This window comes from Brevibacterium sp. S111 (assembly GCF_004745075.1).
Lineage (GTDB): Bacteria > Actinomycetota > Actinomycetes > Actinomycetales > Brevibacteriaceae > Brevibacterium.
Window position 1 is genome coordinate 26,449 of record NZ_RHFH01000018.1, and the last position, 25,126, is coordinate 51,574.

Genomic DNA, 25,126 nt, shown 5'->3' on the forward strand with positions numbered 1-25,126 from the left:
CAGCAAAGACCTCGCCACGGTCGAGGAGGCATTGCAGTTCGGCACAGCCGGCCGCACCGGCCCCGTCGCTCTCCTCGGTGCGCTCGGGATGGTGCTGGCCATGGGAATGGGCAGGCTCACTTCACACCCGTGAATACAGAGGCCAGAGCGAGCGCTCCCACTGCAATTCCCACGGCGGCGACCACCGTCATGATGACGCTCGACATCGTCCATCGCGGAGACGGCAGAACGTGAATGACGAGGGCCCCGACTGGCAGCAGCATGATGACTCCGGTGATGACTCCGGGCATCAGGCTCCACGTCAGTATGCTCAGAAGAACATGGCTTGCGCCATTGATGACGATCGCATGAGCGACGTACACCAGTGCCTCGGCACTCCAGCGCGGCCGAAAGGCGACAGCGGTGGCGGCGAGGATGAGAACAGTCGCCGTAACGATGACCAGTGCGACTTCAAATTGGACCTGATCTCCATGCAATGCGCGCCCCGGAAGCCCGGGGTGCGCAGCGACCCAGCCGGTCATATCGAACAGCCACTCTTCGATATTGTGCAGCACAACGGCGCCGGCTGTCGCAATCCAAAGGGTCGCCAGACGCCGATCACCTAATCCCGGAGACTTATTGCCACTCGTGGTCAGAGCTGGCATCTGATTCATGAAATCACCTTACGTCTGTATTGGTCAGTCATACGACTGTATAATGTCCGTATGACTGATACAAGAGATGGCAAACACAGATTGGCCGATGCCCTCACCCGAGTCGTCGCTCGAGAAGGGATCACGGGGGTCAGCGTGCGGGCGGTCGCCGCCGAGGCGGGGGTCAGTGGAGGAACGGTGCAGCATTACTTCCCGACTCGCGCCGAGATGATTCGCTACGCCATGGAATGGACATCAACGCAGGTGGAGAAACGCCTCGTCGATATTCCCCGGTGGGGTGAAGTCCGCGAGTGGACCGGAAGAATCTTGCTGGATCTGCTGCCGCTGAGCGCCGATCGACGACGGGAACACGCAGTCTGGCTCGCGTTCGTCGCCCACGCTGACACGGACCCGCTGCTCGCTGACCTGAAACGGCAGACGAGCATAAAACTGCATGAACTCTATTCAGGCGTCATCCGCGCACGGCGGGGCCTGCCCGTCCACACGGAGAAGAGCACCGCCGTCGTCGACCACGACTTCGACGCCGATGCGGTGCTCCTGCAGTCAGTGGTGGACGGACTTTCTCTCCATCTCGCAGATCTCGAGCTCGATGAGGCGGCAAGAGTCGGGCCTAAGCTTCTCGACCGCTATCTCGCCTTGGCTGTCGACAGCATCGACGGGCCCACTTACGGATCACCCGGCGGAGGCTGGGTCCACTCGGTCCGCAACAGCCCTGACCGGTAATGCCGGGTGCCTTCGCCTGCCGACATGAAGGTCTCCAATGGACGCGAGTGGAGCGTGATATCGGCGGGTCCCTCAATTCGGCTGGACACGCTGACAATCAGAGAGTGCCGTCGCTCGTTCACCAGCTCGAGCAGCACAGCGGGATCGACGGGCATTTCACTGGGCACCCATCTCCTGAGTACTCGATGACGTCTGCAAGCAGCTCGCGTAACCGGGAATTGCAGCCTGAGCGAACAAGGCACCGCTCAAGCAGGTGCAGCAGATGCTGACGCCATGTGGCCAGGTTTCACATTCGCGGTGCGGCTCCCGAGGATGCAACGTCCACCGGATCACATTGATCGGTGGCGTGAGCATATCCGGATGGCAACCGGCAAGCAGCACGTCGACCGGCCGATTGGCGTCGACGACCTCCCAGTGGTCATCCAAGAGCAACGCCGGATTCGGTTCGTGCGCGTCGAGCAGGTTACGCAGACATGGCCATGACAGACAAGAGCTGCTCATCGTCGAAGTCTCGTTCGGAATGCCTCGGCGCGAAACCGCCAATGAGCAGTAGCTCATTCTGCTCGCCAATAGGTACATCAAGGGCGTCTGCGAGTAGCGAGGGCCATGTGGCACCGCCGACTGGCCGGCGATGGCACCTGAGATGCCATCCACTCCGCAGCAACTGCCCAGCAGAAAAGAACGACAGAGTCGACTTCACCTTGTATTTGGCGACGATCATCGACCTGTGATCGAGGCGGATCGGGGGCTGGTCGGCGATACGCTGCAGAGTGCATTGAACAACAGAGAAACCCTCGAAGGTGCGATTGACTGCTGTTGTCCGGCCAGCACTGCAATCGGCATTCAGGACGTGCTGCTCAGGTTACTGGTGGGACAAGGGGTGTCGCGGCGAGGCAGATTCCGGCGTGCTCGTGCCTTGTGGTGGGGTCGTCGACTCAGCCTTCCATAAGCATCGCGATGCGGCGCGCAGCCGTACGATCACGCAGCAGCACCTCGAACATGCCCCGCAGCGCGTCGCCGCTCTCGCCGGCCGTCTCGAGGGCATGCTGGACGCGTGTGACGGCCAGCGCGCGCCTGCCGGCCGGATGGCGCTCGCCCTGATAGCCATCGAGCCGGCTGAGGTCGGCATCGGCGTGAAGGGCGACGGCGAGTCGCTCGGCGAGTGCGATAGCGTCGGCGAGCCCGACGTTGAGGGCAGAGCCCCCAGCACTGAAGACATGCGCGGCATCACCGGCGAGGAAGACGCGTCCGGAACGGTAGTGCTCGGCCTGGCGACTGTTGGCTATGACGCTGCGTGCGGCATGTGCGTCAAAGAACGGCAGTTCGGTGCCGAGAATCCGGCGGAGGCTGGCCCGCAGCGCGTCTGTGCTGAGTTCGTCGGTGGCTGCGGTGTCGCCTCGCGGTTCGTGCGTTCTGACGGTGTAGAGGCCCGCCGGGGCGGAGGGGTCGAAGGCGTGCACGGGCGCGATCGTGACCGAGCCGTGTGGGGTGAGGTTCGGCCGGAACAGTGACAACCATCCGACACCGCGGATGTCGATGCCGCGCCGGTCACGGACGACGGCTCCGGTCGCGATGGTGATGCGAGCGATCCGGGTAATGGATGAGTCCGTCACGCCTGGGAAGGCGATGCCGAGATGCTTCCGAACCCGACTGTGCGCACCGTCGCATCCGACGAGATAGCGAGTGCGCAGCTCGCTCTCGGACCCTGCTGCCGATACGCGCACCGTGACGTGGGTGTCATCCTGTTCGAACCCGATGAGTTCATGCCCGCGCAGTATGGTGACGCCGCGGGCGACTGCGCAGAGCTCGAGCTGCTCCTCGAGTCGGCGCTGCGGAACAGGGAGGATGTGCAGGGGACTGCGAAGCAAACCGAGGTTCAGGGTGAACGGGCCGTAGCCGAACCGCCGCGGCCGGACCACGCGCAGACGCGACCCGTTCAGCAAGCCGCGGCGACGCAGCTCCACCGCTGCTCGTCCCACGACGCCGTTCGCCTTCGGCATTTCGCTCGGGTGGGTCGAGGCCTCTATCACGAGCGGGCGAGAGCCCGCGGCGGCGAGCTCTGCGGCCAGTAGCAGACCGGTGGGTCCTGCGCCGGCCACGACCACGTCATGTAAGGATCTGTCAGTCTGGATTGACATAGTTGTCAGTCTGACTTGACATGGGTGTCGTGTCAAGACAAACTGACGGCATGGATGCGAATAAGATCGCCGCCGAGGTCGAGGCCACGGATCCCGCGACGGGGCTGCGGGCGGTCGCGGCCCTGCATCGGCTGGCCGAGCGCGTCGAGGCGACCTACGTCGCTGCGGCGCGCGGTGCCGGGTGGTCGTGGGAGCAGATCGGCGAAGCGCTCGGGGTCACCCGCCAGTCTGTCCACACCAAGCACGGGAAACAGGATCGACATGTTTGAGCAATTCGCCGCGCAGGCGCGCCAGGCGATGCACCGCGCGGTCGAGGAATCGGGTCGCCGAGGCGACCGGAAGGTCTCCACCGACCACCTCCTCATCGGCATCCTGCATGACTCCGCGATCACGACGGAAGTCGGCGCAAGCCTGGAGGCAGCCCGGTGCGCGGCCGATGGGCTCGATCGCGAGGCGCTGACCGCGATCGGCGTCGATGCCGCGGCATTCGGCTTGTTGAAGTCGGCCGCAGGTGGCGCGCGCCCGCCGTTCACACCGGGCGCGAAGGCCGTCCTGAAGCGAACTCTCGCTCATGCGGCCACCGAGAAATCGCGCCGCATCGAGACGAGACACATGCTGCAGGCACTCCGCGAACGCCGTGCACCCGACCCGGCCGCCGAACTCCTCGCCGTCCTGCAGACTGCCGCCGAGCACGGAAGACCAGCGGACGGAAGTTAGCGGCGGTTCTGGTGTCCCGGACATCGCGTCCCCGGTCACCTTTTGAGCAACCCCAACATCCGTCATGATAGAAGGGGTCGCTGACCTGAGAGTCCCGGTATGATTCATGCCCCAGCCATCATGATCCGCTGGCATCTTCGATTCCGCTCGCGCCACGGAGACGGGGTCATCGAGTCACTGCGCCACGCGCACCACCCTCCTTTACTCAAAGTGGGACTCGTTATTATTACTTAGCACGAGGCAGTCGCCATATCACCAAAGGGTCGACTCCCGGTACGGACATTGCGGTCCTGGCTCAGCCAGGACCGTTCGAAAGCGAAGAGCCACGACGATCCGACCCCGTCAGACGCGATAAGGCCCCACCCGACCGCTTCCTCGGGCAGCCCAGCACTCACCACCAGCCGGCGCTGCTGCCCGCCCTCATCGAGGTCTCCCCGAGTCCTTCCGGCATCTCGTGCCGTTGGGGCACTGAACGGGATCTACTCTTTCTTCATAATGAACACCGTGACGGAGCTTCCCGCGATGTCGATGTTCAGTTCGCTGTCGTCGGTGTCCGTAGACGTGCTTGCCGTTGAAGTCTCGATCGATCCACTGAACGGCACATCAGTCGGCAACGGGTTCGCAGGCACCACCCGCGTAGCGCTCTTCACATCATTCGAGGCCCCATACACCTGCGTCGTCTCGTCGACAGCGAACCCCGAAGGCATCGACAGTGTCACCGGATTCCCGCCGACTTTCCCGGCGTCATTCGCATTGATCACCGTCGTCACGAGGGTGTGGCCGTCGTTCTTGACCACGGTGTAAGCAGTCATGTTCCCGCCGCCCCTGACCGTGGATTTCGTGAATTGTCCGCCGAGGCTGGGCACGAGCAGCCGCAACCCGAGCGCGTTCGGACGCACTCGGAACTCATCCGACGCCTGCCCGTGGTCGGCCGGGTCGCAGACGAGCGACATCGGGGCTCCCCCGCTGCAGGCTCCGAGCATCGAGTGCATGGCCATGCGTTCGACACCGATCGTTGCCGCATAGAGCGTGTAGTCGGCCGCCCACAGGGCCGAGGCGTTCGTCAGTGAGGTGTCGTTCGTGCCCGGGCAGCTCGTCGGTCCGGTCTCTTCGAGCCACAGCGGCAGGCCCGCGGCGTCGGCTTTGTCCTTGCCGATGCCGAGGTTCTTCTTCGCCGCCTTTTTCGCCAGGGGGTCGATGAGGTTCTCCGCCTGTGGGCCGCGACCGGGCACCGTCGAAGAGTCGCATTCGTAGAGCTGATACCAGTGCTGCGAGATCGCGGTCTTCTTCTTCACGTCCGAATCCGCGAAAGCCTCCATCCATGCCCCGTCGTAGACGTCGGGGCCGATGATCGGCGCCTCGGGGACCTTCTTATGGATCGCCTTCGCATACGCCTCGAGCTGTTGGACGTATTTGTCCTTATTCCATCCTTTGCCGCGCACGGCCCCGTCGGGAACGTCCTTGACCGTGTATCCGTTCGGTTCGTTGCCGATGGCCAGACCGACAAGGGAATCGCCGAGGATGTCGACCGCGTGTGCGGCCATATCGGCCCCGCGGTCCGGGTCGTATGTTCCCAGCGGAAGACCTAGGGTAACGGTGGAACCGGTGGCATCGACGAGCTTCTTCAGCCGCTTGAGGTCATCGGGGGTGACGGTGACCTTTTCGTCGTGCTTCGGCTCCTCCCTCTTCGATGTCCAAAACGTCCTCCGGTCCAGGGCATTGCCACCGAACCGCAGCGCCGGAGACCCGAGCGACTTCAACTGCTCGTCGAGGTTGGAATTCGCCGGATCAAGTCGCGGGTCTGCGAGATCGGTGGCTTCGAAGGAGACCCCGATGTTGTCTGGGGTGAGACCGGGGCCCAACCTGTCGACGGTCGCGGTGATCGTGGCAGCCTCACCAGTAACGGTGTCGGCAAACGACTGCTCGAATTCCGTCGGGGTCGGACTCGGCTCCGGGGTCGCATCCGTGGCAGGCGATGAACCGTCCGGGCCAGAGCACCCAGCCACCAGGAGGGCGAGCGCGATGGCACCGCTTCTCACGCTCCCCCTGATTTTCACGGCTCTCACTCTGCCCTGTTCGCGAGGATTCGACAACTTGCACAGCGGCAGTCACGCCATCACCAGCCGTCGTCTGCCCGCCCGCACCGACGCGACCGTGTCCGCATCGTCACCCGCCGAGGCGGCCGCCCCGAAGCCATGGCATCGTAGGGGCAGAGATCACGCCGCCTGATGAGAGGTACCACTGTGTCCGAGAGCACCGGCCATTCCACCCTCACACCCATCCGCGGCAATCTCGGGCTCGCAGTCGCGATGGGCATGGGCCGGTTCTTCTACACTCCGGCGCTGCCGCTCATGGTCGCAGCCCTCCATTGGAGTTCTGCACCCGGGGCGTGGATCGCCACACTCAACTACGTCGGCTACTTCATCGGCAACCTCGTCATCGCTCGCGGCTGGGTCGAACCCAACCGGTTCGTCTACCGTCTCAGCCTCATCGTCTCCACCGTCGGGTTGGCCGCGGTGGCGCTGACCCCGGATCTCCTCTGGCAGGGCAGCATCCGCACCATCGCCGGCATCGCCTCGGGGCTGATCTTCGTATGCGTGACCCAACGCATTCCCGCGAACTCCCGCAGGCCCCACCACGGCGGCATCGCCTACGGCGGGGTCGGCTTCGGCATCCTCGTCTCCGGGGCGATCGTGCTCGCCGCCGGCAGCTTCGCCGACTGGCGGCAGCTGTGGCTCATCTGCGCGGGAGTCTCCGCCGTGTTCTCCATCATCGCCTGGACCTGGCCGATCCCAGCTCGGATTCCCGCCCCGAAAAAGCCCGAGCCCAAGACAGCTCCCGCAGCCGCGACCTCAGATGACTCCCTCGCCGACCCCACGCCCTTCGACGCCTCCCGCAACCGTGCGATGGCATTCCTGTCGGCCGGCTACTTCTTCCAAGGCGGCGGCTACATCATCATCGGCACCTACCTCGTCGTCCTTGCCGGTCCCGTCTTCGGCGCAACCGCAGCCGCCTCGACGTGGCTCATCGCCGGGATCGCCACCGCAGCCTCTCCTCTGACGTGGTCAGCAGTCGCCGCCCGCATCGGCACCGTCAGATCGCTGACCGTCTGCTACAGCCTCCAGGTCTTCGGCGCCCTGCTCGCGGTCTTCGGCTCCACCCCGATCGTCCTGTTCATCGCGGCCGCACTGTTCGGGTTCACCTTCATCGGGGTCGTCATGATGACGATCGGCACCGGCACACAGCTGGGAGTTGCGAATGCCTCGGCGAAGCTGACGACGTGGTACAGCCTAGGTCAGATTGCGGGCCCGGCCCTCGTCGCCGCAGCATTGAGCGAACATATCGTCGCCGCATTCATCGCCTCGGCGGTCGCTTTGGCCATCGCCATGGGCCTGACCCTGATCGGGGTCCTCGCCGGCAACGTCGAACGGTGACCCTCGCCGAGGCGGAGCAGCAAAGCCCCAGTCACTGGGGGCTTCGGCTCGTTCTCGCCGTCAGGGGCGCAGCGCCGACCGAGCTGCGGCGCTGACAGCCAATCTGTGCCCCGACTGGCGCGTATACGGTTCCCCGCTCAGCACCCTGAGCACGTCGAGCGTCGGATTCCATGCCGGAGGCAGACCGATCCCGTCTTGGCCGTCTCGCCAGCCGAGGTCGAACATCAGTTCACTGATCCGCTCCCGACGGGCATGAGCAGGTGTCTCACTGCCGATGACCGCGAGGCTGACCCAGCCGGCGTGCCGATCGGCGTCGGTCCTTCCCAGCGGTAACCGGTCAACGATATGGTGCAGCAGCCTCTGTGAGTCGCGGGCCAGCACCCGAGCTGATTTCGTCGGCGTCAGGTGCCCCTTGCGCACGGCCACCAGCCCCAGGGCTTTGGCCGTCGCGCGCAGGTTCGCCACCGGAGGAGTCAGATCCTCACGATTCGCCTTTCCGATCCACCAGTCCGCAATGCCGGTTCTACGGGCGATCTGTTCGACCAGCGCGGGTTTGAGGTATCCGGCACCCGTCAGGGGCGCTCCGTCGCCGAGGATATCGAGCAGAATCCGGTACGGCGCAGTCAGCTCGGTTGCTTCGCTGTCACTGAGTTCCGTCGATCCGTGCGAAGCCAGCAGCGCCAGGACGGTGCGCAGGCTCTTGGATCCGTGTGTCTTCGCCTGTTCGATCAGGGACGCGAGTTCAGCAGGAACGGGAACGGGTTCAGCGACGGTGGCTGTGAGCAGCTCATTGGTCTCTGTGAGGTCGAAGACATCAGGATGCCAGCTCTCGGGCAGCCACATCAGTCCGTCTTCGACATCGTCGAAGACCTCAGGACGCAGATCGTCGCTGAAATCGCTGCGAACCCATTCGGCGAGCTCGAAGTAGCCGCCGACTCCCCCGCAGTCCTCAGGCGGGCAGGCCAACCGGCCCGCGGTGCAGACCGGAACCGGAGGGGGCTCATCATTGACTTCTTCGACTCGCAGGACATGCGTCCAGCTGTCACCGAAGTCGTAGTCGTACCACAGCCGGTCACCTGCTTCGGCGATGACCTGGTCGAGGCGGACGCCGTCTTCGAATGGTCCTTCTTCAGCCTCGCTGCGGTCGAATTCGGTGGCGAATGCCGCAGCAGCAGGACCCGTCCCGGTTCGGAAACTGTGCAGGTGGCTGTCGGTCCAGCCCATCACGGTTTGGAGAACGTCGTGCAGGCGATCCAGCGTGATGTCTCCAGCGATCTCGAATCTCCTCCACACCGGAGGCTTGGTGTGGAGGAGGTCCACACGGATGAGGAATCCCCGAACGTTCTCAGGTACCGGGCCGATTGCCGGCTCAGCTCGCACGTTTTCACCTTCTCCCCCATCGCGCAGCAGCTGCATGGCCACCTCCGGTGGAACACCGGGGTACAGAGACTCCAACAGTCTCGCAAGATCCGGTGGTTCGAAATCTTCAGTCGGCATAGAACCTCCGCAACGGCGCCTCACTGTCGTCAGACTCTACAGCTCTTTCGGACTGTCTGGAGCCAGTGACGAGGCCCATCACGGTGAAGTGCTGCTCCACTGGCGCTGGGTTTCGGTCTCTGCCCTGATCTTCATCAGATTATGATCCACGTCTCACTCCGTGCCGCAGATGCGTTAGCCTGCCGGTATGAGCGATGAACAGAAGATCTCTTTCCTTTCCATCCCCGACCGCGATCAGGTTCCCGAGAGCGTCACCAAGCTCTGGGACAAATCGGAAGAGGCGATGGGCTTTGTGCCCAATGTCTTCCGTGCTCAAGCGCTCAACAGCGACCAGTTCCTCGCCTGGTGGAAGTACTTCAACCTGCTCGTCAACAAAGAGGGATATCTGAGCAATGCCGAGCGCGAGATGATCGGTGTCGTCGTCAGCGGGATCAACGGCTGCACCTACTGCGCTGTGTCACACGGTGCCGCCCTGCGCGAGTTCTCGCAGGATCAGCGCACCTCGGATCTGGTTGCGATCAACTGGCGCCAGGCGGATCTCAGCGAGCGTCAGCGCGCCCTGGCCGAGTACGCCGAGGTACTCACCGAGGCCCCGGGCAGCGTCGACGAGGATGACCTGCTGCCGCTGCGCGAGGCGGGTCTGAGCGATCACGAGATCATGGAGGCCGTTCAGGTCATCGGGATGTTCAACATGACGAACCGCGTCTCCAGCGCACTGGGTCTTGTCCCCAACGCGGAGTACCACTCACAGGCACGGACGTAAGAGTCCTCCGGACCGAGGCTAGGGTTTCCTCGTCCGTTCCGAGACCTCCTGCGATGCCGCTGACGCGGCGTCGTCGGTCGGCTGTTCGGGTAGCTGCCTGATCGAGCGCATCTCACCGGCCCAGAATTTCGCGATCCGCTTCCTCTTCGCCGAGTCGTCGCTGAGCAGATCGGCCAGACCCAGACCTCGGGCGAGGTCGAGCGTCGTCTGGATGAAGCGATGCGTGCGCTCATCGGAGACATCCGCATTGAGGAATCGTACGGCCTGGTCATAGATTCCGCGAGCGAATTTGTCCTCCAGCGGCCTGATCCGTTCCCTCAGGGCCGGCTCGGACGCCCCGACTGTCCAGATCTGGAGAGCGGCCTTGAACGCCTCGGAGGCATAGAACTCGAGCACTCTCTCGACATGTGACCGTGGTCAGGATGTGGAGCGCGTGTCACGAAGCCCTGTTCGAGCAGCGTTGCCACAGCGGCTGACATCGATTGGGCGGTCACTCCGGCCCGATGTCCGAGCTCCGCACTTGAGAGGCCGTCGGGATGGCACAGTCCGAGTTGGGCCAGGGCGGCTAATTTGGCGTGATTGAGCGAGAAGTCCTTCAGTCTGCGTTCGAGTCGCTGCGAAAGGGCATTGCTGACCCTGCGCATGAGATACGGCAGTCGTTGGCCGAAATCGTCAGGCATCGTCCTCGACCCTCGCCTGGCCATGGTCGTCGGCGGCAGGTGAGGCCTCAGCATATCCGCTGCCTTATATGTTGCCTGAATGATTTGTGTGCGCACCGTCCATCCGGAATCCGACTCCAAGGAACATACCCACGGCGGACGCTTTCGTCCGAATGCATCGAATCTTTGTCGATCTTAGCGTCTCGCATACACGATGAATCTTATTAGCGGAATATTCCATCCGCTTAGGACGTTGGCCCGTCTAAGCCCGGAGGAGCCGGGGAAGCAGACGAAGAAGGAGGGGATCTTGATGATCACCACGAATGGATCGACCAGAAGCGACGCCCCGGTGGTCGTTGTCGGTGCCACCGGACGACAGGGCAACGCCGTCGTCTCGGCGCTGCTCGAACGAGGACAGAGAGTGCGCGCGCTCGTCCGCGACCACACTGCGGAGCGCGCACAATCGCTTGCCCGCGCCGGTGCCGAGCTCGTCACCGCCGACCTCAATGATTCGGACACGCTCATCGAAGCTCTGCGCGGTGCGCCCCGGGTCTTTGCGATGACGACTTTCACCGGCCCGGACGGGCCGGACGGAGAGGTCAGGCACGGACAGATCCTCACAGACGCGATGCGCAACGCCGGTGTCGACCACGTGGTCTTCAGTTCGGTCGGCGGAGCCGAACGTGCCACAGGGGTCCCCCACTTCGAGAGCAAACGACGCGTCGAAGAATTCTTCGAAGCTTCGGGCCTGCGCACGACGTTCGTCCGGCCCACGTTCTTCATGGACAACTTCACGACCTTTTCCCAACCCGTCATGGAGGAGGGCACCCTTGTTGTCCGCCTGCCGTTGCCCGAGGGGATACCTCTGCAGATGGTCTCGGTGCGCGACATCGGTCAAGTCGCCGCTGCTGCTCTCATCGATCCCAACAGCGTCCCGGGTGGGGCGGTCGAGATCGCCGGAGACGAACTGACCGGCGAGCAGATCGCGTCCGCGTTCTCCACCGCGTGGGCCGTTCCTGCCCGCTACGAAGCCGTTCCGGTCGAGGTGCTCGGCGACGATGATCAGGAGAAGATGTTCACGTGGTTCAGTCGGCTTCCGGCGTATCGGGCCGACTGGACGCTGACTCGGCAGCTCGTGCCCGATGTGCAGGATCTGCGCACCTGGCTGAAAGGGCAGGAAGCGTGATCGCTTGCGATGCTGCCGACCGCAGTGCCGGTTCCTCTGCGGAGCGACGACCGCCGTCGCGCAGTGATGCGGTGGCCAACCAGGAACGTCTTCTGGCAGCGGCCGTCGCTGCGATGCTGCGAGAAGGACGCCAGGTGCCGATGGCGTCGATTGCTCGAGACGCGGGAGTGGGCGTCGGCACGCTCTATCGCAACTACCCGACCCGCGAGGCGCTCCTGGCGGCGCTGACCCAACGATCCTTCGAACTGGTTCACACCATCGTCGAGGACGTCCTCGCCTCCGCGGGTCCGGCAATCGCTGGGGTGGAGGAATTTCTCTTGCGCACCATCGCCCATCGCGACCAACTCGTCCTTCCGCTGCATGGAGGGCCGGTGGCAGTCAGCCACGAAGCGCAGGAGTTGCGAGCACAGATCTCCGCCGACATTGGCCGGATCCTCGAGCGCGGCCGCTGTGATCGCACCATCCGCGCCGACGTCACCAGCGATGACGTGATCTTCTTCGGGGCGCTGCTGGCGCAGCCGCTTTCGGACGATGAGTCTTGGATGGGAATGAATCTGATCCGCCAAGCCCGCGTCTTCCTCTCGGGATTGGCGCCGTCGGCTCCCGAATTGGACGATGCGACTTCGGAACTCTTCGGCTCCTGAGCCGCAACAGCTTCCGAGGACGGCGCCGGAGTTTGGTTTCTGTTCCCCGAGCTGTCCGGGTTCGACGGGGCTGGTCGTGGGTCCGAGGTGGCACGCACCCGACCGCGCGTGTCACACTACATAGGCAATTGCCATTTCAATGATCGCTCGCTCATCGAGTGATCCGCCCGATGACGACAGCCTCCCCCGGGAGCGCGGAGGAACCGAAGGAGCGACCCCATGACAGAGACGCCGGGGCTGACAGGCCATTGGGACATCGATCCCGCCCATTCTCGACTGGGCTTCTCCACCCGTCACGCGATGGTCTCGCGTGTGCGCGGAGCGTTCAACGACGTGACCGGCTCGGCCGACATCGCCGAGGACCTCTCGGACTCGACCGCCACGGTCGTCATCAAAACCGCGAGCGTCGACACCCGCAGCACCGACCGCGACAACCACCTGCGTTCGGCGGACTTCTTCGACGTCGAGACCTACCCGGAGATCCGGTTCGTCTCCTCGGCCATCGACGAGGTGGACGAAGGCTCCTACATCGTCACCGGTGATCTGACGATCCGTGACATGACGAAGACCGTGTCGATCCCGCTCGAGCTCATCGGCATCGAGTCCGATCCCTTCGGCAACCTGCGCGCCGGCCTCGAGGGCACCCGCCGCATCGATCGCAAGGACTGGGGCGTGACGTGGAATACGAAACTCGATTCCGGCGGCGTGCTCGTCAGCGACAAGCTCACCTTGGAGTTCGAGCTCTCCCTCATCAAGAAGGTCGACAGCGAGGACGCGGCCCCCGCCGAATCCGCGGAGACCACCGCCCAGGACGAGGCTCCCACCCCGGAGCCGGAACCCGTCACCGAGGCGGCTCCCGCCACCGAGGCCTTCCCTCCCCCGCCGCTGGTCAAGCCGGCCGAGCAGTCGGCCGAGAAGCCGGCCGAACCGAAACCCGAGTCCCCGTCGTCCGGCAAACCGCTCGGCAAGCTCTTCGGCCTCCGCTGAGCACACACTGCGACGCGGTCAGGACGAACACCGCACCACTCACTCTGACCGCGTCGGACGGCACCTCCAAGCGCTATGCCGCAGACCACGCAGGCCGTTATCACGCAGTCCTGAAGGGGCCCCTCGCCCAGTCCGAATTTCGGACTGCGATCAGCACGGCGAGCTTTTCAGTTCGTGGATAGAGTCTCCTCATGACTTCCCATACCTCCCGCAGAACCTCGTCTACCTCCCGCAGAACCCCGTCAGCCGTCGACGCTATCGCCGATGCCTACTTCGACGAACTGTGTGTCCTCTCGCCATCGATCTCGCTGTTCCTCGGAACGGAGAACCCGCACGGTTTCGATGACTACTCTCCCGACGGGCTGAAGGCCGCGGATGAACTCCGTACACGCACCCTTGCCGACATCGATGCTGCAGAGGCTGAGGCTTCTGCAGAAGGCACCCTGGACGAGACCGATCTCGTCACCATCGATGCGATGCGCGAGCGGCTCGGCATCGCCTCCGAACTTTTCGAGGCGGGCCTGCAGCACACGGTCCTCAACGTCATCGAAACTCCCCTGCAGCAGATGCGCGATATCTTCGATCTCCTGCCCACCGACACGGCGGCCGGCTGGGAGACGATCTCAGCCACTCTGGCCGCACTCCCCCGGTCGATCGCCGGATACCAGGAATCATTGCGCTACGCCCGCGATGAATTGCATCGTGTGCCGGCCCGCCTGCAGATCGAACGCATCGCCGCTCAGGCCGATGCGCTGTCCGGAGCCCAGAACCGCTTCAGCTCACTCGTCGCCCGGGCCGAAGCGACCGTTGCCGACTCCCTCAGCAGCGAACTCACCTCCCATGCCGAAGCGGCGCGTGCCGGGTTCAGCGATCTCGCCCGGTTCCTGCGAACGAAGCTGGCCGATCACGCACCGGAGACCGAGGCCTGCGGTTCCGAGGACTATGCCCTGCACTCACGGGAGTTCCTCGGCGCCGAGGTAGATCTCGAGGAGACCTATGAGTGGGCTCTCGACCAACTCAGTTCGATCGATGCAGAGCAGCGACGAATCGCCGACCGCATCGAACCAGGGGCCGAGCTCTTCGACGTCATGGCCCGACTCGACAAGGATCCGCAGCGGGCACTGCACGGCACCACGGCCCTGCAGGAGTGGATGCAGGGTGTCGCTGATGAGGCGATCACTGAGCTGGGCAAGACCCATTTCGACATCCCGGAACCGCTGCGGACCATCGAGTGCATGATCGCCCCCTCGGCCACCGGCGCGGTCTACTACTCTCAACCCAGCGAGGACTTCAGCCGTCCGGGCAGGATGTGGTGGTCAGTGCCCGAGGGCGTGACCGAATTCGCGACCTGGCAGGAGAAGACGACGGTCTACCACGAGGGTGTGCCGGGCCATCACCTTCAGATGGGGCAGGCATCCTATCTCGCCGATTCGCTGAATAAATGGCGCCGGCACGTCTGCTGGGTCTCCGGCCACGGCGAGGGCTGGGCCCTCTACGCCGAACGGCTCATGGCCGAACTCGGATTCCTGGACGAACCCGGTGATTATCTGGGCATGCTTGACTCTCAGCGGCTGCGCACATCCAGGGTGATCGTCGACATCGGCTTCCACCTCGGTCTCAATGCCCCTGCCCACCTCGGCGGAGGGGTCTGGGACCGCGCCAAAGCGTGGGACTTCCTCACTCAGAACGTCGCCATGGAACGGACTTTCCTTGCCTTCGAGCTCGACCGCTACCTCGGCTGGCCTGGACAGGCTCCAAGCTACAAGATCGGCCAGCGCCTTTGGGAGGACATCAGAGACGAATCCCACGCCGCTGCAGGCGCGGGATTCGATCTCAAGGAATTCCACAGCCGGGCGCTCAACCTCGGGTCGATCGGGCTCGACCCGCTCCGGCGGGCCCTGTTGCGCTGATGCCCGTGCCGAGACCTGCTGCGCAAATATTCCCGCGCAGCAGGTCTCACACGCCAGGGCAACACGAACTCAGTTCGTCTCCCACTCCCAGTAGTTCCAGAACATCGAGGGATCCAGCGTCGTCGTCGACACGTTCGAGACCTTGTCCCCATAGATCGTCAGAGACGGATGTTGGAAGAGCGGCAGACCGAAGGCATCACCGACGAGCTGCTTCTCAACGTCCCCGGCCAAAGAAGCCTGCTTGTCCGGGTCGATGGTCACCAGCATCTCATCGAGCGTCTTCGTCAGATCCTTGTTGAAGTACCCGCTGTAATTGTTCAGCGCACCCTTGCGATAGTAGGAGTCCGACTCCGTCACCGCCGTCGTGCTCAGCGCCCATCCGAACAGCGAGGCATCATAGGTTCCGTCGCCGAGGCGGGTCCCCCAGTTGACATCACCGGCGTCTTCGACCTCGAAGCCGGCCTTCTCCGCTGATTCCTTGATCAGCGAGAAAAGCTGGGATCGCCTGGCATTCGTGTTGTCGTAGAGGAAGCGCACGCTCGGTGCCTCGGCACCGGCTTCGTCCAGGAGCTTCTTCGCTCCGTCGATGTCGACCTCGTCATAGTCCGTGATTCCGGACTCGGCGACGATTTCGTCGTACAGCGGGGAGTCAGGAGCCTGGTTGAACGAATCGCGGACCTCGGCCTCTTCGTTGAGAGGTTTGATGAGGCGGTCGATGATCTCCTGGCGCGGCAGTGTCTTGAGGAACGCCTGACGGACTTTGAGTGCCGCCTCTTCGTCGCCGCCATAGGAGGCCGGGTCGAAGGGGCCGTTGTTGTCGAACGTGAGGTCGACGTGTTCGAAGGTGGCGTCCTCGCCGGGCAGAATCGACACATCCTCGAGCTTCTCCGCCGCGGACAGGACATCGGCCGTCGACTGCGGCTGAGTCAGGTCGACTTCGCCGTTCTCGATCGCCTGAACCATCGCCATCGGGTCACCGTTGTAGCGGATCGTCACGGTGTCGATCTTGGGTTCGACCGCCCCGGTGTAGTCCTCGTCGCGAGACAGCGTCAGATACTGTCCCTCTTCGAAGGCGGTGATCTCGTAGGGCCCGTTGTGGACAAGGAGGTCCTTGTTCTCCGGCATCGCGGTGAAGTCGAAACCGGTGTTCCAGAAGTTCGAGATCTTCGACAGGGCAGCCTTGTCGTTGGATTTGATCGCGTCGAGGACCGCGGCCTTGCCCTCCTGCGGGTCCTTGGTGTCCAGAGCATTCTTGGCCACGATATGCGCAGGCACTCCGGAACCGTAGGCTCCGAGCCCGAATTCGGTCTCCCAGTCGGCGAAGGGCTTCGAATACGTGAACGTCAGGGATTTGCCGTTCTCGCTGATCTCCGGGAAGTCTTCGATCAGTGGAGCACCCACTGCCGAGGAGTCGAAGAAGACCGTTCCTTCGGGATTGTCTTTGAGCGTGCCTTCATCATCTCGATTGTCATCAACCGTGTTGAAGTGCTGGGATCGTGCCGCCCAGGTCAGAGCGAGGTCTGCTGCATCGACCGGTGTGCCGTCCGACCAGTTCGCGTCCTCGTCGAACGTGTACTTGACCTTCAGCGGATCGTCGGAAACTTTCTCCACCGTTCCCAACGCACCCTCGTGCAGTTCGAGCTTATCGTCGTAGTACTTGAAATTGTCATTGCTCATGTAAGCGACGATGGTGTTGGCCACAGCGTTGCCGTCCATCGTCATGTCATTCATCGATCGGAACGCTTCGTTCCATCCGATGTTGAGCACCGACCCCCTGCCGCCCGAGGAGTCGTCGCCGCCCCCAGGCGGCGTACATCCGGTTATGACGATCGCCGTGGCGGCGGCGAGACTTCCTGCGATGAAATGCTTCTTCACATTGTCCTCTGTTTCGTTGTGATCTTCTGTGGGTGGAGCAGATCTGATGTGCCGCAGTCCCTGCGGCTGTCCTCATGCGACGCTCGTGCTCTGCAGCCGTTTCACTCCGGCCGGGGCGCTGACGCGCAGAAGGAGTGCGAATGCCTGGTCGACGAGGATTGCGAGCACGGCGACCCAGATGGCACCGGCGACGACACCTTCCATCCCGTAGGCGACCTGGTTGAGGATGACGTCGCCCAGGCCGCCGCTGCCGGCGATCGTGGCGATCGTCGCCGAGCTCACGGTCAGCACTGCGGAGGTGCGAATACCGGCGATGATCATCGGCAGCCCCAAGGGCAGTTCGACCTTGAGCAACACCTGTCCGTGAGACATGCCCATGCCGCGAGCGGCCCGCGTCAGGTCACGGTCGATCGAGTTCACGGCTTGGAAGGCGTAGCTGAGGATCGGCGGGAAAGCGAGCAGGAACAGGGCGATCATCGCGTTGAGCATGCCGATGCCCACGAAGCCGATGAGGATCGCGATGAGCGCGAGACTCGGCAGCGCACGACCGATGTTCGTCACGCTCACAGCGAGGAACTCGCCGCGGTGGGCGTGGCCGAGCCAGATCCCGATGGGCACGCCGACGACGATTGCTGCCAGCAGCGGGATGAGGCTGATGACCAGGTGGTCACCGGTCTTGGTCAGCAGCAATCCGACGTTGTCGATCATGAAGGGGAAAGCCCCGAAAACGACGTCCATCAGCTCCTCGCTTTCGTCCAAGGGGTCAGCACTCTGCCCAGAAGCACCAGTAGACCGTCGAGCGCGAATGCCAGCAGCACGGCAAGGGCTCCGGCGCCGATGAACTGCGTGTTGAACGGTGAGGACACCGCTTTGATGATCGGCGATCCCAGACCGTCATCGACGACGAAGGCGGCGATCGTGGCGATGCTCACCGTAAGCACGGTGGCGATGCGCACTCCAGAGACGATTGACGGCAGCGCCAGGGGCAGCTCGACCTTGAACAGCAGCTGGTTACGGTCGAGTCCCATGCCGGTCGCGGCCCTGCGCACGTCATCGGGGACTCCGGAGAGCCCGACGAGGACGGCCTGGAAGATGATGACGAGGGTGAAGCACACGAGAGCGATCTCAACAGTCAGCAGGCTCAGCCCCGTGAAGGGCACGAGCAGCTGGAACAGAGCCAGCGGCGGCAGAGTGTAGAGGAAGGTCGCGGCGATGCCGATCGGTCCGGCCAGCCACTTCTTCCGATAAGCCAACAGCCCAGCGCAGAAAGCGATGACGAAACCGATCGACACGGCGATGGCAACCATGACGATATGGCTGATCAACGGGGGCCAGAAGACCGTCGACCATTGGCTGATGAACCAATCGGTGCAGAAAGCTCCGTTGTTGATCACACAGTCCGAGGCCTGCCCGTAGTCAGGGATGACGGGATCGCCGGCGGGGGCGAAATCGCTCATGCTCTCACGCCTTCCCGGTCCTCTCCGGCAGTCGGCGGTGCGATGAGATCGTGCAGGCTCACCTCGCCGAGGCGGCTGCCACCGGCGTGGACGATGGCCCCTTCCGCCTGCGCGGCGGAGACGACGGACAGCGCTTCGCGCAGAGTCATCGTGGCCTCGACGTCGGGCCATCCCGCTGTCTCGGCCCCGGCCCCCACTCGGTCGCTGCTGCCGGTGACGATTTCGCCGACGGTCGTCAGGGCCAGGCGTTTGAGTCCGCGCTCGGCTCCGAGGAACTCGGCGACGAAGTCATCGGCCGGGTTCGACAGCACTTCGGCGGGGGTCCCGAACTGGGCGAGCTTGCCGCCTGGTTTGAGGATGGCGATCCGGTCGGCCATCTTGATCGCCTCGTCGATGTCATGGGTGACGAACAGCGTCGTCTTGGCCACGGCACGGTGAATGGCGAGGAACTCGTCTTGGACCGCAACCCGGGTGATCGGGTCGAGGGCACCGAATGGTTCATCCATGAGCATCACCGGGGGGTCGGCGGCGAGCGCCCGGGCGATGCCCACACGCTGCTGCTGTCCGCCGGAGAGTTGAGCGGGGTATCGCGGCAGCCAGGTCTCGACCGGGCTGAGCCCGACGAGTTCGAGCAGTTCAGCCGTGCGGGCGCGGATTCGCTCCTTGTTCCAGCCGAGGATGACGGGGACGGTAGCGATGTTGTCGGCGACCGTGTAATGGGGGAAGAGACCGGACTGCTGGATCGCGTAGCCGATGGTCCGCCGCAGCTCGATGGCCGATTGGTCGGTGATCGAGCGATCGCCGATGCGGATATCGCCGCTGGTGAGGTCGACGAGCCGGTTGACCAGCTGCAGGGCTGTGGTCTTGCCGCCGCCGGAGGGTCCGACGAGGCAGACGAGTTCGCCAGCCTCGACCTCGAGGTCGAGGGCGTCGAGGGCGGGCGCGGCCGCGCCTGGGTAGGTCTTCGTGGCTCGGTCGAAGGTGATCGAGGTGCCTGTGGAGTGCTGGGTCATTTCACATCAATCCGTTCTCGTCGAGGAACATCTTCGCCACATGTGCCGGGTCGAGCCGGTTGATGGCGGAGGCCTCGTTCATCGCCTGGATCGCTTCCAGGGTGAGCAGTGACTGCAGTTCGTCGAGGAACTCCGACGCATCGTCGTCGAGTTCGGCGAAGGCATCGTCCCGGATGAGGGGGACGACGTTCTGGAAGCCGAAGAGCTTCTTGTCATCGTCGAGGACGACCAGATCGCTGCGCAGCAGCTGCGGGTCGGTGGTGAAGACATCGGCCGCTTCGATTTCGCCGCGTTCGATGGCTTGGTAGTTCAGCCCGATGCTCAGTGTCTTGAGCTTCATATTGTCCAGACCATAGGTATCCACGATTCCTTCGTAGCCCTGTGCACCGGTGACGTTGTCGGGGTAGGTCGAGTAGGTGAATTCGCCTATTCCCTTGAGGTCCGACATGGTCTTGAGATCATGCTCTTCGGCGAAATCCTTGCGGACGGCGACGGCGTTCTTATTCTCGAACGGCGTCGCTCGCAGCATCGTCACGCGGTTGTCCTCCGCCCAGGTCTGGGCGAGGTCAAAGGTCTCCTGCGCGGAGTCCATGAGCTTATCCTCGCCCATGAAGGTCACGAGCATGACACCGGTGTATTCCGGATAGAGGTCGATCTGACCCGACAGCAGGGCGGTGTTGATGATGTCGCTGGAACCGACGTTCGTCTTGAGGTCGACGGTGTAGCCGAGGTTCCGCAGCCCCTGGGCGTAGAGCTCTCCGGTGATCCAGCTCTCGGCGAAGCCCTTGGAGCCGACGGTGATTGACCTCGTGCTCTTCTTCTCCCCAGAGAGGTCACTCTCCGGGCTGCTGGTGCATCCGCTCAGTGACGCACCAACCGCCCCGAGCGCTCCCACGCCCAGCAGACCTCTGCCGAGTCCGGAGAGCACCTGCCGTCTGTCGACATGTCGAAGTTGTCCGAATACGGCCATCCCGCCTCAGTTCAGGTGGCGAGGAATGCTCGCCGAGGTGGTGCGAGTGTGGAACGGCTGTCCGTCGAGGTAGGCGACGAGTTCGTTGGTGACGAGGAAGTTCTCCTCGTCCCCGCGCATCGTCGATCGGGTGCGCAGTTCGACGTCCCATCCCGCATCGGCGGATGCGGTCGCGGCGGCCTGGGCGTGATTCGCGCCGATCTCCAGTGCCGGACGTCGGTAGATGATCGTCCTTTCACACGTCGCCACGGGAGACAGCGGGTCGGTCTCACTGCGTGAGTAGGAGTCCCGTTCGTTCGTGTAGTAGAAGAGACCATCGCTGAGGTCGGTCTGCCAATCCTCGGTGACCGTCGTGACCGTGGCCGTGCGCCCGACGAGGTCGCAGCTGAGCTCACGGGTCATCGGTGCACTGTCGGCGTCGATGACCGTCACCGGCGGGGTGGGCGGGGTGCCCAGCTGAGCGGTCAGCTCGGCGGAGGTGCGATCGTCCTCATCGGCCGAGGTGACCGTGCGGATGGGCAGTGTCAGCTCGGGGGTCGAATCCACGGTGATCTGTGTGGTCTCGGGCGAGGGCCAGAGGTTGGGCCAGAAGCTGGCGGAGATGCTCAGACGCAGCCGATGCCCGGGCGCGAACCTGTGGGCTGTGGCCAGCAGCGGGAAGTCGACGCTGACGGATTCTCCCGGGGTGAGTGCCTCGGGATGCTCGTGACTCGAATGATGCGTGAGGTTGAACAATCCGATCGTGACGAGTCGTGAGCTGCCGTCGGGGGCGACGTCGCACAGTCGTGCGGCGATGACACCGCGATCACGGTCGGAGGTGAAGGCTGCGCGCACGCTCGGGGTGCCCACGATCTCCAACCCGTTCTCGACCTCCCAGTCGCAGGTGTATGAGCGGGCATCGTCGGCGGCCTGATCTCCGGCCATACCGGCGGCTTCTCCGAACTGCAGCCAGCTGCCTCCCTGGTATCCCAGCAGTGCCGTGGAATCGAGCGGGGTCCGGTCTGCGATCTGTGCTTCGGAGGTGGGCATGACTGTGGTGGTGATCTGAGGGCTCGGCCAGGTCGCCTCGGCGATCCACCGTCCCGGTCGAGTCTCACGGTCGGAGTGGATGGGTGCGCTGTCGGGAATGTAGGCACGCAGCTGCGGCTGCTTCTCCACACCGTTGTCGACCTCGCTCATCCACTTGTCCCACCAGCGGACTGCTTCGCCGATGAAGTCGATGCCGGGCCCGGGTGCGGCCTGGTGAGGATAGTTGTGGGCCCAGGGGCCCAGCAGGGCGTGGACCGGCGGGGTGTCGGGGTCGGTGCTCCGACGCCGATTCGCGTTGTCCATGAGGCGGAACAGAGTGGTCCGGTACTCGTCGAGCAGACCGCCGACGGCCAGGACGGGGACCTCGATGGCGTCGGGTGTCTCGCACACCGACGCGTGTTTCCAGTAGTCGTCACGCCGCTGGTGTCCGAGCCAGTCCTCGATGTTCACAGGAGCTTCGTCGATGCGCCGCTTCCAGTCTTCCTGCCAGCCGTCACCCATGATCGCGGGGTCCTGTGGGCGAGCGTTGTACGCCCACATCGTCGAGGCCCAGGACAGCATCTGGTCACCGACAATGGTTCCGCCGTTGTAGTGGACGTCGTCGGCATAGCGGTCGTCGGTGGAGCAGATGGTGATGACGGCGGCGAGTTCCGGTGGCTGAAGTGCGGCAAGCTGAAGGCCGTTGAATCCGCCCCACGACTTGCCGATGACGCCGACCTTGCCGTTGCACCAGTCCTGCTCAGCGATCCAGGTGAGTACCTGCAGGCCGTCGTCGAGTTCTGTCGCCGAGTACTCGTCGGTCATAACACCGGTTGAGTCACCGCAGCCGCGCAGATCGACCCGGACGCTGGCATAGCCAGCGCGGGCGAATTCGGGGTGAATCGTGTCATCACGACCGGCGGTCATGTCGTTCTTGCGGTAGGGAATGTACTCGAGAACGGCAGGAACGGCCTCGTCGCCGAGGTCTTCCGGCAACCAGACGCGGGCGGCGAGTTCAATCCCATCGCTCAGCGGGATGCGCGTGTGTTTGATGATGCGAACCGGTCGGGGATCGTTGCGGTAACGGTCGGCCTGGGCCGGTGCAAGGGTGTGGGTGTCGTCGGGAAGTGCAGAGTTCTCAGTATTCGATGACATGGCATGGCACCCTAGCAAATTCCTGCACGGCCATTCAGTTAATTCGTAGTCTGAGATCGAGGCTGCCTGCAGGTTTGCGCAGCTCCTCAACATCGCCGATCCCACCCGCGGCTAGTATTGGGACCATCACCGTGTGACCGGACAGAGGATGTGGGACTGCCATGGCCAAGCTGACGAAGATGGTCTCCGCCATCGGGTCCCTCAAGGACCTCAACTCCGCTCGCTCCGAGTTCGACGATGCCTCGAAGACCATCCCCTCCGAGGCGGCCTTCCCTCCCGCAGACATCCGCCCCGCCGCTGGTGACGCCCGCACCGTTTTCCTCCGGGTGACGAATCCCGGAAACTCCACCGAGGCGGCTCCACAGTCCCGTACGAACGCTCAGGGTGACGGAACAGCCACAGATGCGATCTCTCTACCCCTGTGCAACTCGAGTTCCATGACTTAGATAATGCCAAGCTACACAACACGTCGTTATGCAGGGGAGCGGCTTCCGGTAGCGCCGCGCACAACAATCGGGTCATACAAAGTTCTGAGACTGGCTGCCCAGGACGCGGTGCGGTTCATTGTCCACCACGTTGCGAGATGATACACCAGGTCATTATACACGTGCCGCTGAAAGCCGACTCCGTACGCGCTACAGAAGTGTCACAAAACAATCAGTCCGAACATCCAGCACCGATAAGATATACGGTTCTCCAGTCATAGCACTCATAACGAAGCTTGAATAGCGGCCTGCAATGACTGATAGACAGGATCACTCTTTCCCTTATATTCTTCCAATACAAGGAGGTTGTCATTAGCATAATTTAAACGAGTACCGTTCAGACGCAACGCACGCAGAGCATTGAGATCGATATCAGCAGGTAAAGACTCAAATGCGGATAACTGGTCAATCGCGTACAAAGGAATCATCGTACGTAGACACTTCTCGCACGTTCCGCAGTTGTAAGCACCGTCACGATTCTCCCAGCACACCCTTAGACGGTTAACTTCTATTTTACTGTTCGCGATAGCCAGAACCTTTTGATTCCTGCTCATGAATTGCCCGTGATGCTCGAAGTGCAGATAACTTGTGGACCACAAATAGTCTAGGTCTGGATGCGTGCCCCAACGATGCAGACTCTCGAGTGGTGAACTCGACGGGATAATGGCGTGTTTGATGTGGTCCTTCAAAAGAAGGCCAATCGTTGCAAGAGCCGCGCCGTGATAGATATAATCCCAACGAGAGTATCGGTTGGAAAGCTTGCGAACTGTTGTGCGTATAACAACCAATTCCTTGCCAAGATCCGCAGCAGTCGCCCTCGCGTCCTTGACGGCTTGATCACACAATACTTTGTCGCCAAGTGGAATATCGAAACCTAATACTAATATTAAATGCGTAATTTCCGAAATACGACTTATGGCGGAATACAGAGAATCAACCCCGCCAGAGAAGAAACATCCAACGCCTCTGCTTCTTGACACAAATGGCAACGCTTCTGCAACTTTCAACTCAATATTGTGAGTTAATTTGGGATACCAGCCAATCAGGGTATTCTGAATTTTAGATTGATTCTTCAAAAGCTTTGAATCCTGCGGAGCCAAAAATGTTACAGTATCATTTTCTGACCCCATCACAATAGGCAGTACCGCGGGGAGCATTGCCCTGCCAGTTCGGTCCAAGGAATGCCCCGAGTCGCAAACCCAACGTAGCTCGTGAGTCGCACCCGGGTCCTTGACTGAATCGCCATTGAACTTCGCACCCAAGCCTGTGACAGTTAAATGAAAACGATTCTCTAATGAGGTATTTTTAGGACTCACAATAACCATGAACTATTCCTCTAATACTCTTCAGCGCTACAAAACAAGCCTTGACGATATATCCAAAATTATTCTCGCGAGGAGCAACTAAAAGTTCGTTCGCCACAACTGAGCACACACAGCAACTTACACCCCTGAACAAAAACGACCCCTATGCGCTTCGGTGTCATACACAATAAACCTAGAGCTAAGAGTGATCGGCTGTAGCCATCCCAACCATTGTGCTGCAACGTCAGCCCACAGTCCTGTTACGTCAGCTCGCCAGCATCTAATACAGGATAGCAGTGTACGAACGTTCCTTTCGGTAGTACATGTGTAACGAAATTCTGAGACCGGCTGTTCTCGAACTAGTGAAATTCAGTGTCCACGACGTTGCGAAGTTACACACCACTTCGTTCCACGTCCGCTACCCTCTGTGTCAGCCTTAGATGAGACACCCGGATGGTCCGGTTTGGTGTCGTAGAGGGCGGGAGGAGGTATCCCCGCGATGAACACAACGATGACAACTCCGATCGAGTCGAGGCATTCTGGGGGTA

General features: G+C 62.7%; 23 protein-coding genes. 10 read left to right on the forward strand and 13 right to left on the reverse strand.

The features are described 5' to 3' along the window. Window positions 1–116: 116 nt before the first annotated feature. A complete protein-coding gene (locus EB836_RS16095) occupies window positions 117–653 on the reverse strand; it encodes an HXXEE domain-containing protein (RefSeq protein ID WP_135542195.1) in 537 nt (178 codons plus the stop codon). A 51-nt stretch (window positions 654–704) separates the two neighbouring features. Between EB836_RS16095 and EB836_RS16100 the strand changes: the two genes are divergently transcribed. Next, on the forward strand, window positions 705–1,376 hold the full coding sequence (locus tag EB836_RS16100) for a TetR/AcrR family transcriptional regulator (RefSeq protein WP_135542197.1): 672 nt from the start codon (window positions 705–707) through the stop codon (window positions 1,374–1,376). A gap of 156 nt (window positions 1,377–1,532) precedes the next feature. On the opposite strand, the gene EB836_RS16105 is transcribed toward EB836_RS16100, so the two are convergent. Further along, on the reverse strand, window positions 1,533–1,877 hold the full coding sequence (locus tag EB836_RS16105; protein ID WP_135542200.1) for a hypothetical protein: 345 nt from the start codon (window positions 1,875–1,877) through the stop codon (window positions 1,533–1,535). Between the two features lie 434 nt (window positions 1,878–2,311). Next, the gene (locus EB836_RS16110) at window positions 2,312–3,514 is read right to left on the reverse strand and encodes an FAD-dependent monooxygenase (protein WP_135542202.1); all 1,203 of its coding nucleotides are present in this window, start codon (window positions 3,512–3,514) and stop codon (window positions 2,312–2,314) included. A 50-nt stretch (window positions 3,515–3,564) separates the two neighbouring features. Here EB836_RS16110 and EB836_RS16115 point away from each other — a divergent pair, with 50 nt between their 5' ends. Continuing rightward, window positions 3,565–3,783 carry a helix-turn-helix domain-containing protein gene (locus EB836_RS16115; RefSeq protein ID WP_135542204.1) on the forward strand — a complete coding sequence of 73 codons (219 nt, stop codon included), beginning with the start codon at window positions 3,565–3,567 and terminating at the stop codon, window positions 3,781–3,783. Continuing rightward, complete coding sequence (locus EB836_RS16120) at window positions 3,776–4,231, forward strand: Clp protease N-terminal domain-containing protein (protein ID WP_135542206.1); 456 nt, start codon at window positions 3,776–3,778, stop codon at window positions 4,229–4,231. The genes EB836_RS16115 and EB836_RS16120 overlap by 8 nt, the downstream gene beginning before the upstream one ends. A 479-nt stretch (window positions 4,232–4,710) precedes the next feature. Here the strand turns inward: EB836_RS16120 and EB836_RS16125 are convergent, their stop codons facing one another. Continuing rightward, window positions 4,711–6,288, reverse strand: coding sequence for a hypothetical protein (locus EB836_RS16125; protein WP_240690073.1), 1,578 nt, complete (start codon window positions 6,286–6,288; stop codon window positions 4,711–4,713). A gap of 186 nt (window positions 6,289–6,474) precedes the next feature. On the opposite strand from EB836_RS16125, the gene EB836_RS16130 reads away from it, so the two are divergent. Next, a complete protein-coding gene (locus EB836_RS16130) occupies window positions 6,475–7,665 on the forward strand; it encodes a YbfB/YjiJ family MFS transporter (protein WP_240690075.1) in 1,191 nt (396 codons plus the stop codon). Window positions 7,666–7,725: 60 nt separating this feature from the next. Here the strand turns inward: EB836_RS16130 and EB836_RS16135 are convergent, their stop codons facing one another. Continuing rightward, complete coding sequence (locus EB836_RS16135) at window positions 7,726–9,162, reverse strand: plasmid pRiA4b ORF-3 family protein (RefSeq protein WP_135542210.1); 1,437 nt, start codon at window positions 9,160–9,162, stop codon at window positions 7,726–7,728. A 187-nt stretch (window positions 9,163–9,349) separates the two neighbouring features. Here EB836_RS16135 and EB836_RS16140 point away from each other — a divergent pair, with 187 nt between their 5' ends. Then, the gene (locus EB836_RS16140) at window positions 9,350–9,925 is read left to right on the forward strand and encodes a peroxidase-related enzyme (protein WP_135542212.1); all 576 of its coding nucleotides are present in this window, start codon (window positions 9,350–9,352) and stop codon (window positions 9,923–9,925) included. A gap of 18 nt (window positions 9,926–9,943) precedes the next feature. Here EB836_RS16140 and EB836_RS16145 read toward each other — a convergent pair whose 3' ends face one another. Then, complete coding sequence (locus tag EB836_RS16145) at window positions 9,944–10,321, reverse strand: hypothetical protein (protein WP_135542214.1); 378 nt, start codon at window positions 10,319–10,321, stop codon at window positions 9,944–9,946. 573 nt (window positions 10,322–10,894) lie between these two features. Here EB836_RS16145 and EB836_RS16150 point away from each other — a divergent pair. The 4 genes from EB836_RS16150 to EB836_RS16165 all read left to right on the forward strand — a co-directional run bounded on the left by EB836_RS16150 (window position 10,895) and on the right by EB836_RS16165 (window position 15,311). Beyond that, window positions 10,895–11,770 carry an NmrA/HSCARG family protein gene (locus EB836_RS16150; RefSeq protein WP_167854491.1) on the forward strand — a complete coding sequence of 292 codons (876 nt, stop codon included), beginning with the start codon at window positions 10,895–10,897 and terminating at the stop codon, window positions 11,768–11,770. A 71-nt stretch (window positions 11,771–11,841) separates the two neighbouring features. Next, window positions 11,842–12,414 (forward strand): TetR/AcrR family transcriptional regulator, encoded by a 573-nt coding sequence (locus EB836_RS16155; protein ID WP_205683395.1) that lies wholly within the window; start codon window positions 11,842–11,844, stop codon window positions 12,412–12,414. A gap of 219 nt (window positions 12,415–12,633) precedes the next feature. Continuing rightward, complete coding sequence (locus EB836_RS16160) at window positions 12,634–13,401, forward strand: YceI family protein (protein WP_135542218.1); 768 nt, start codon at window positions 12,634–12,636, stop codon at window positions 13,399–13,401. A 191-nt stretch (window positions 13,402–13,592) separates the two neighbouring features. Continuing rightward, complete coding sequence (locus EB836_RS16165; RefSeq protein ID WP_135542220.1) at window positions 13,593–15,311, forward strand: DUF885 domain-containing protein; 1,719 nt, start codon at window positions 13,593–13,595, stop codon at window positions 15,309–15,311. Window positions 15,312–15,380: 69 nt separating this feature from the next. On the opposite strand, the gene EB836_RS16170 is transcribed toward EB836_RS16165, so the two are convergent. The 6 genes from EB836_RS16170 to EB836_RS16195 form a co-directional block, all read right to left on the reverse strand. Further along, window positions 15,381–17,186 carry an ABC transporter family substrate-binding protein gene (locus EB836_RS16170; RefSeq protein WP_135542222.1) on the reverse strand — a complete coding sequence of 602 codons (1,806 nt, stop codon included), beginning with the start codon at window positions 17,184–17,186 and terminating at the stop codon, window positions 15,381–15,383. A gap of 72 nt (window positions 17,187–17,258) precedes the next feature. Then, the gene (locus EB836_RS16175; RefSeq protein WP_135542224.1) at window positions 17,259–17,924 is read right to left on the reverse strand and encodes an ABC transporter permease; all 666 of its coding nucleotides are present in this window, start codon (window positions 17,922–17,924) and stop codon (window positions 17,259–17,261) included. Beyond that, on the reverse strand, window positions 17,924–18,643 hold the full coding sequence (locus EB836_RS16180; protein WP_135542226.1) for an ABC transporter permease: 720 nt from the start codon (window positions 18,641–18,643) through the stop codon (window positions 17,924–17,926). Before EB836_RS16180 ends, EB836_RS16175 begins: the two co-directional genes overlap by 1 nt. After that, window positions 18,640–19,656: an ABC transporter ATP-binding protein gene (locus EB836_RS16185; RefSeq protein ID WP_135542228.1), complete on the reverse strand. Its 1,017-nt coding sequence runs from the start codon at window positions 19,654–19,656 to the stop codon at window positions 18,640–18,642. The genes EB836_RS16180 and EB836_RS16185 overlap by 4 nt, the downstream gene beginning before the upstream one ends. A gap of 1 nt (window position 19,657) precedes the next feature. Then, entirely contained in the window at window positions 19,658–20,626 is a 969-nt protein-coding gene (locus EB836_RS16190) for a glycine betaine ABC transporter substrate-binding protein (RefSeq protein ID WP_135542229.1), read from the reverse strand. A gap of 6 nt (window positions 20,627–20,632) precedes the next feature. Then, window positions 20,633–22,789, reverse strand: coding sequence for a CocE/NonD family hydrolase (locus EB836_RS16195; RefSeq protein WP_167854492.1), 2,157 nt, complete (start codon window positions 22,787–22,789; stop codon window positions 20,633–20,635). A gap of 161 nt (window positions 22,790–22,950) precedes the next feature. Here EB836_RS16195 and EB836_RS16200 point away from each other — a divergent pair, with 161 nt between their 5' ends. Next, window positions 22,951–23,235 carry a hypothetical protein gene (locus tag EB836_RS16200; RefSeq protein WP_205683396.1) on the forward strand — a complete coding sequence of 95 codons (285 nt, stop codon included), beginning with the start codon at window positions 22,951–22,953 and terminating at the stop codon, window positions 23,233–23,235. 263 nt (window positions 23,236–23,498) lie between these two features. Here the strand turns inward: EB836_RS16200 and EB836_RS16205 are convergent, their stop codons facing one another. Next, the gene (locus EB836_RS16205; RefSeq protein ID WP_135542233.1) at window positions 23,499–24,599 is read right to left on the reverse strand and encodes a hypothetical protein; all 1,101 of its coding nucleotides are present in this window, start codon (window positions 24,597–24,599) and stop codon (window positions 23,499–23,501) included. Between the last annotated feature and the right edge of the window lie 527 nt (window positions 24,600–25,126).

What these genes read in the sequence shown, in the direction of transcription:
- EB836_RS16095 (WP_135542195.1), bottom strand. Translation starts at nt 653, where the DNA reads ATGAATCAGATGCCAGCTCTGACCACGAGTGGCAATAAGTCTCCGGGA.
- EB836_RS16100 (WP_135542197.1), top strand. Translation starts at nt 705, where the DNA reads ATGACTGATACAAGAGATGGCAAACACAGATTGGCCGATGCCCTCACC.
- EB836_RS16105 (WP_135542200.1), bottom strand. Translation starts at nt 1,877, where the DNA reads ATGAGCAGCTCTTGTCTGTCATGGCCATGTCTGCGTAACCTGCTCGAC.
- EB836_RS16110 (WP_135542202.1), bottom strand. Translation starts at nt 3,514, where the DNA reads ATGTCAATCCAGACTGACAGATCCTTACATGACGTGGTCGTGGCCGGC.
- EB836_RS16115 (WP_135542204.1), top strand. Translation starts at nt 3,565, where the DNA reads ATGGATGCGAATAAGATCGCCGCCGAGGTCGAGGCCACGGATCCCGCG.
- EB836_RS16120 (WP_135542206.1), top strand. Translation starts at nt 3,776, where the DNA reads ATGTTTGAGCAATTCGCCGCGCAGGCGCGCCAGGCGATGCACCGCGCG.
- EB836_RS16135 (WP_135542210.1), bottom strand. Translation starts at nt 9,162, where the DNA reads ATGCCGACTGAAGATTTCGAACCACCGGATCTTGCGAGACTGTTGGAG.
- EB836_RS16140 (WP_135542212.1), top strand. Translation starts at nt 9,350, where the DNA reads ATGAGCGATGAACAGAAGATCTCTTTCCTTTCCATCCCCGACCGCGAT.
- EB836_RS16150 (WP_167854491.1), top strand. Translation starts at nt 10,895, where the DNA reads ATGATCACCACGAATGGATCGACCAGAAGCGACGCCCCGGTGGTCGTT.
- EB836_RS16160 (WP_135542218.1), top strand. Translation starts at nt 12,634, where the DNA reads ATGACAGAGACGCCGGGGCTGACAGGCCATTGGGACATCGATCCCGCC.
- EB836_RS16165 (WP_135542220.1), top strand. Translation starts at nt 13,593, where the DNA reads ATGACTTCCCATACCTCCCGCAGAACCTCGTCTACCTCCCGCAGAACC.
- EB836_RS16175 (WP_135542224.1), bottom strand. Translation starts at nt 17,924, where the DNA reads ATGGACGTCGTTTTCGGGGCTTTCCCCTTCATGATCGACAACGTCGGA.
- EB836_RS16180 (WP_135542226.1), bottom strand. Translation starts at nt 18,643, where the DNA reads ATGAGCGATTTCGCCCCCGCCGGCGATCCCGTCATCCCTGACTACGGG.
- EB836_RS16185 (WP_135542228.1), bottom strand. Translation starts at nt 19,656, where the DNA reads ATGACCCAGCACTCCACAGGCACCTCGATCACCTTCGACCGAGCCACG.
- EB836_RS16190 (WP_135542229.1), bottom strand. Translation starts at nt 20,626, where the DNA reads ATGGCCGTATTCGGACAACTTCGACATGTCGACAGACGGCAGGTGCTC.
- EB836_RS16195 (WP_167854492.1), bottom strand. Translation starts at nt 22,789, where the DNA reads ATGTCATCGAATACTGAGAACTCTGCACTTCCCGACGACACCCACACC.
- EB836_RS16200 (WP_205683396.1), top strand. Translation starts at nt 22,951, where the DNA reads ATGGCCAAGCTGACGAAGATGGTCTCCGCCATCGGGTCCCTCAAGGAC.
- EB836_RS16205 (WP_135542233.1), bottom strand. Translation starts at nt 24,599, where the DNA reads ATGGTTATTGTGAGTCCTAAAAATACCTCATTAGAGAATCGTTTTCAT.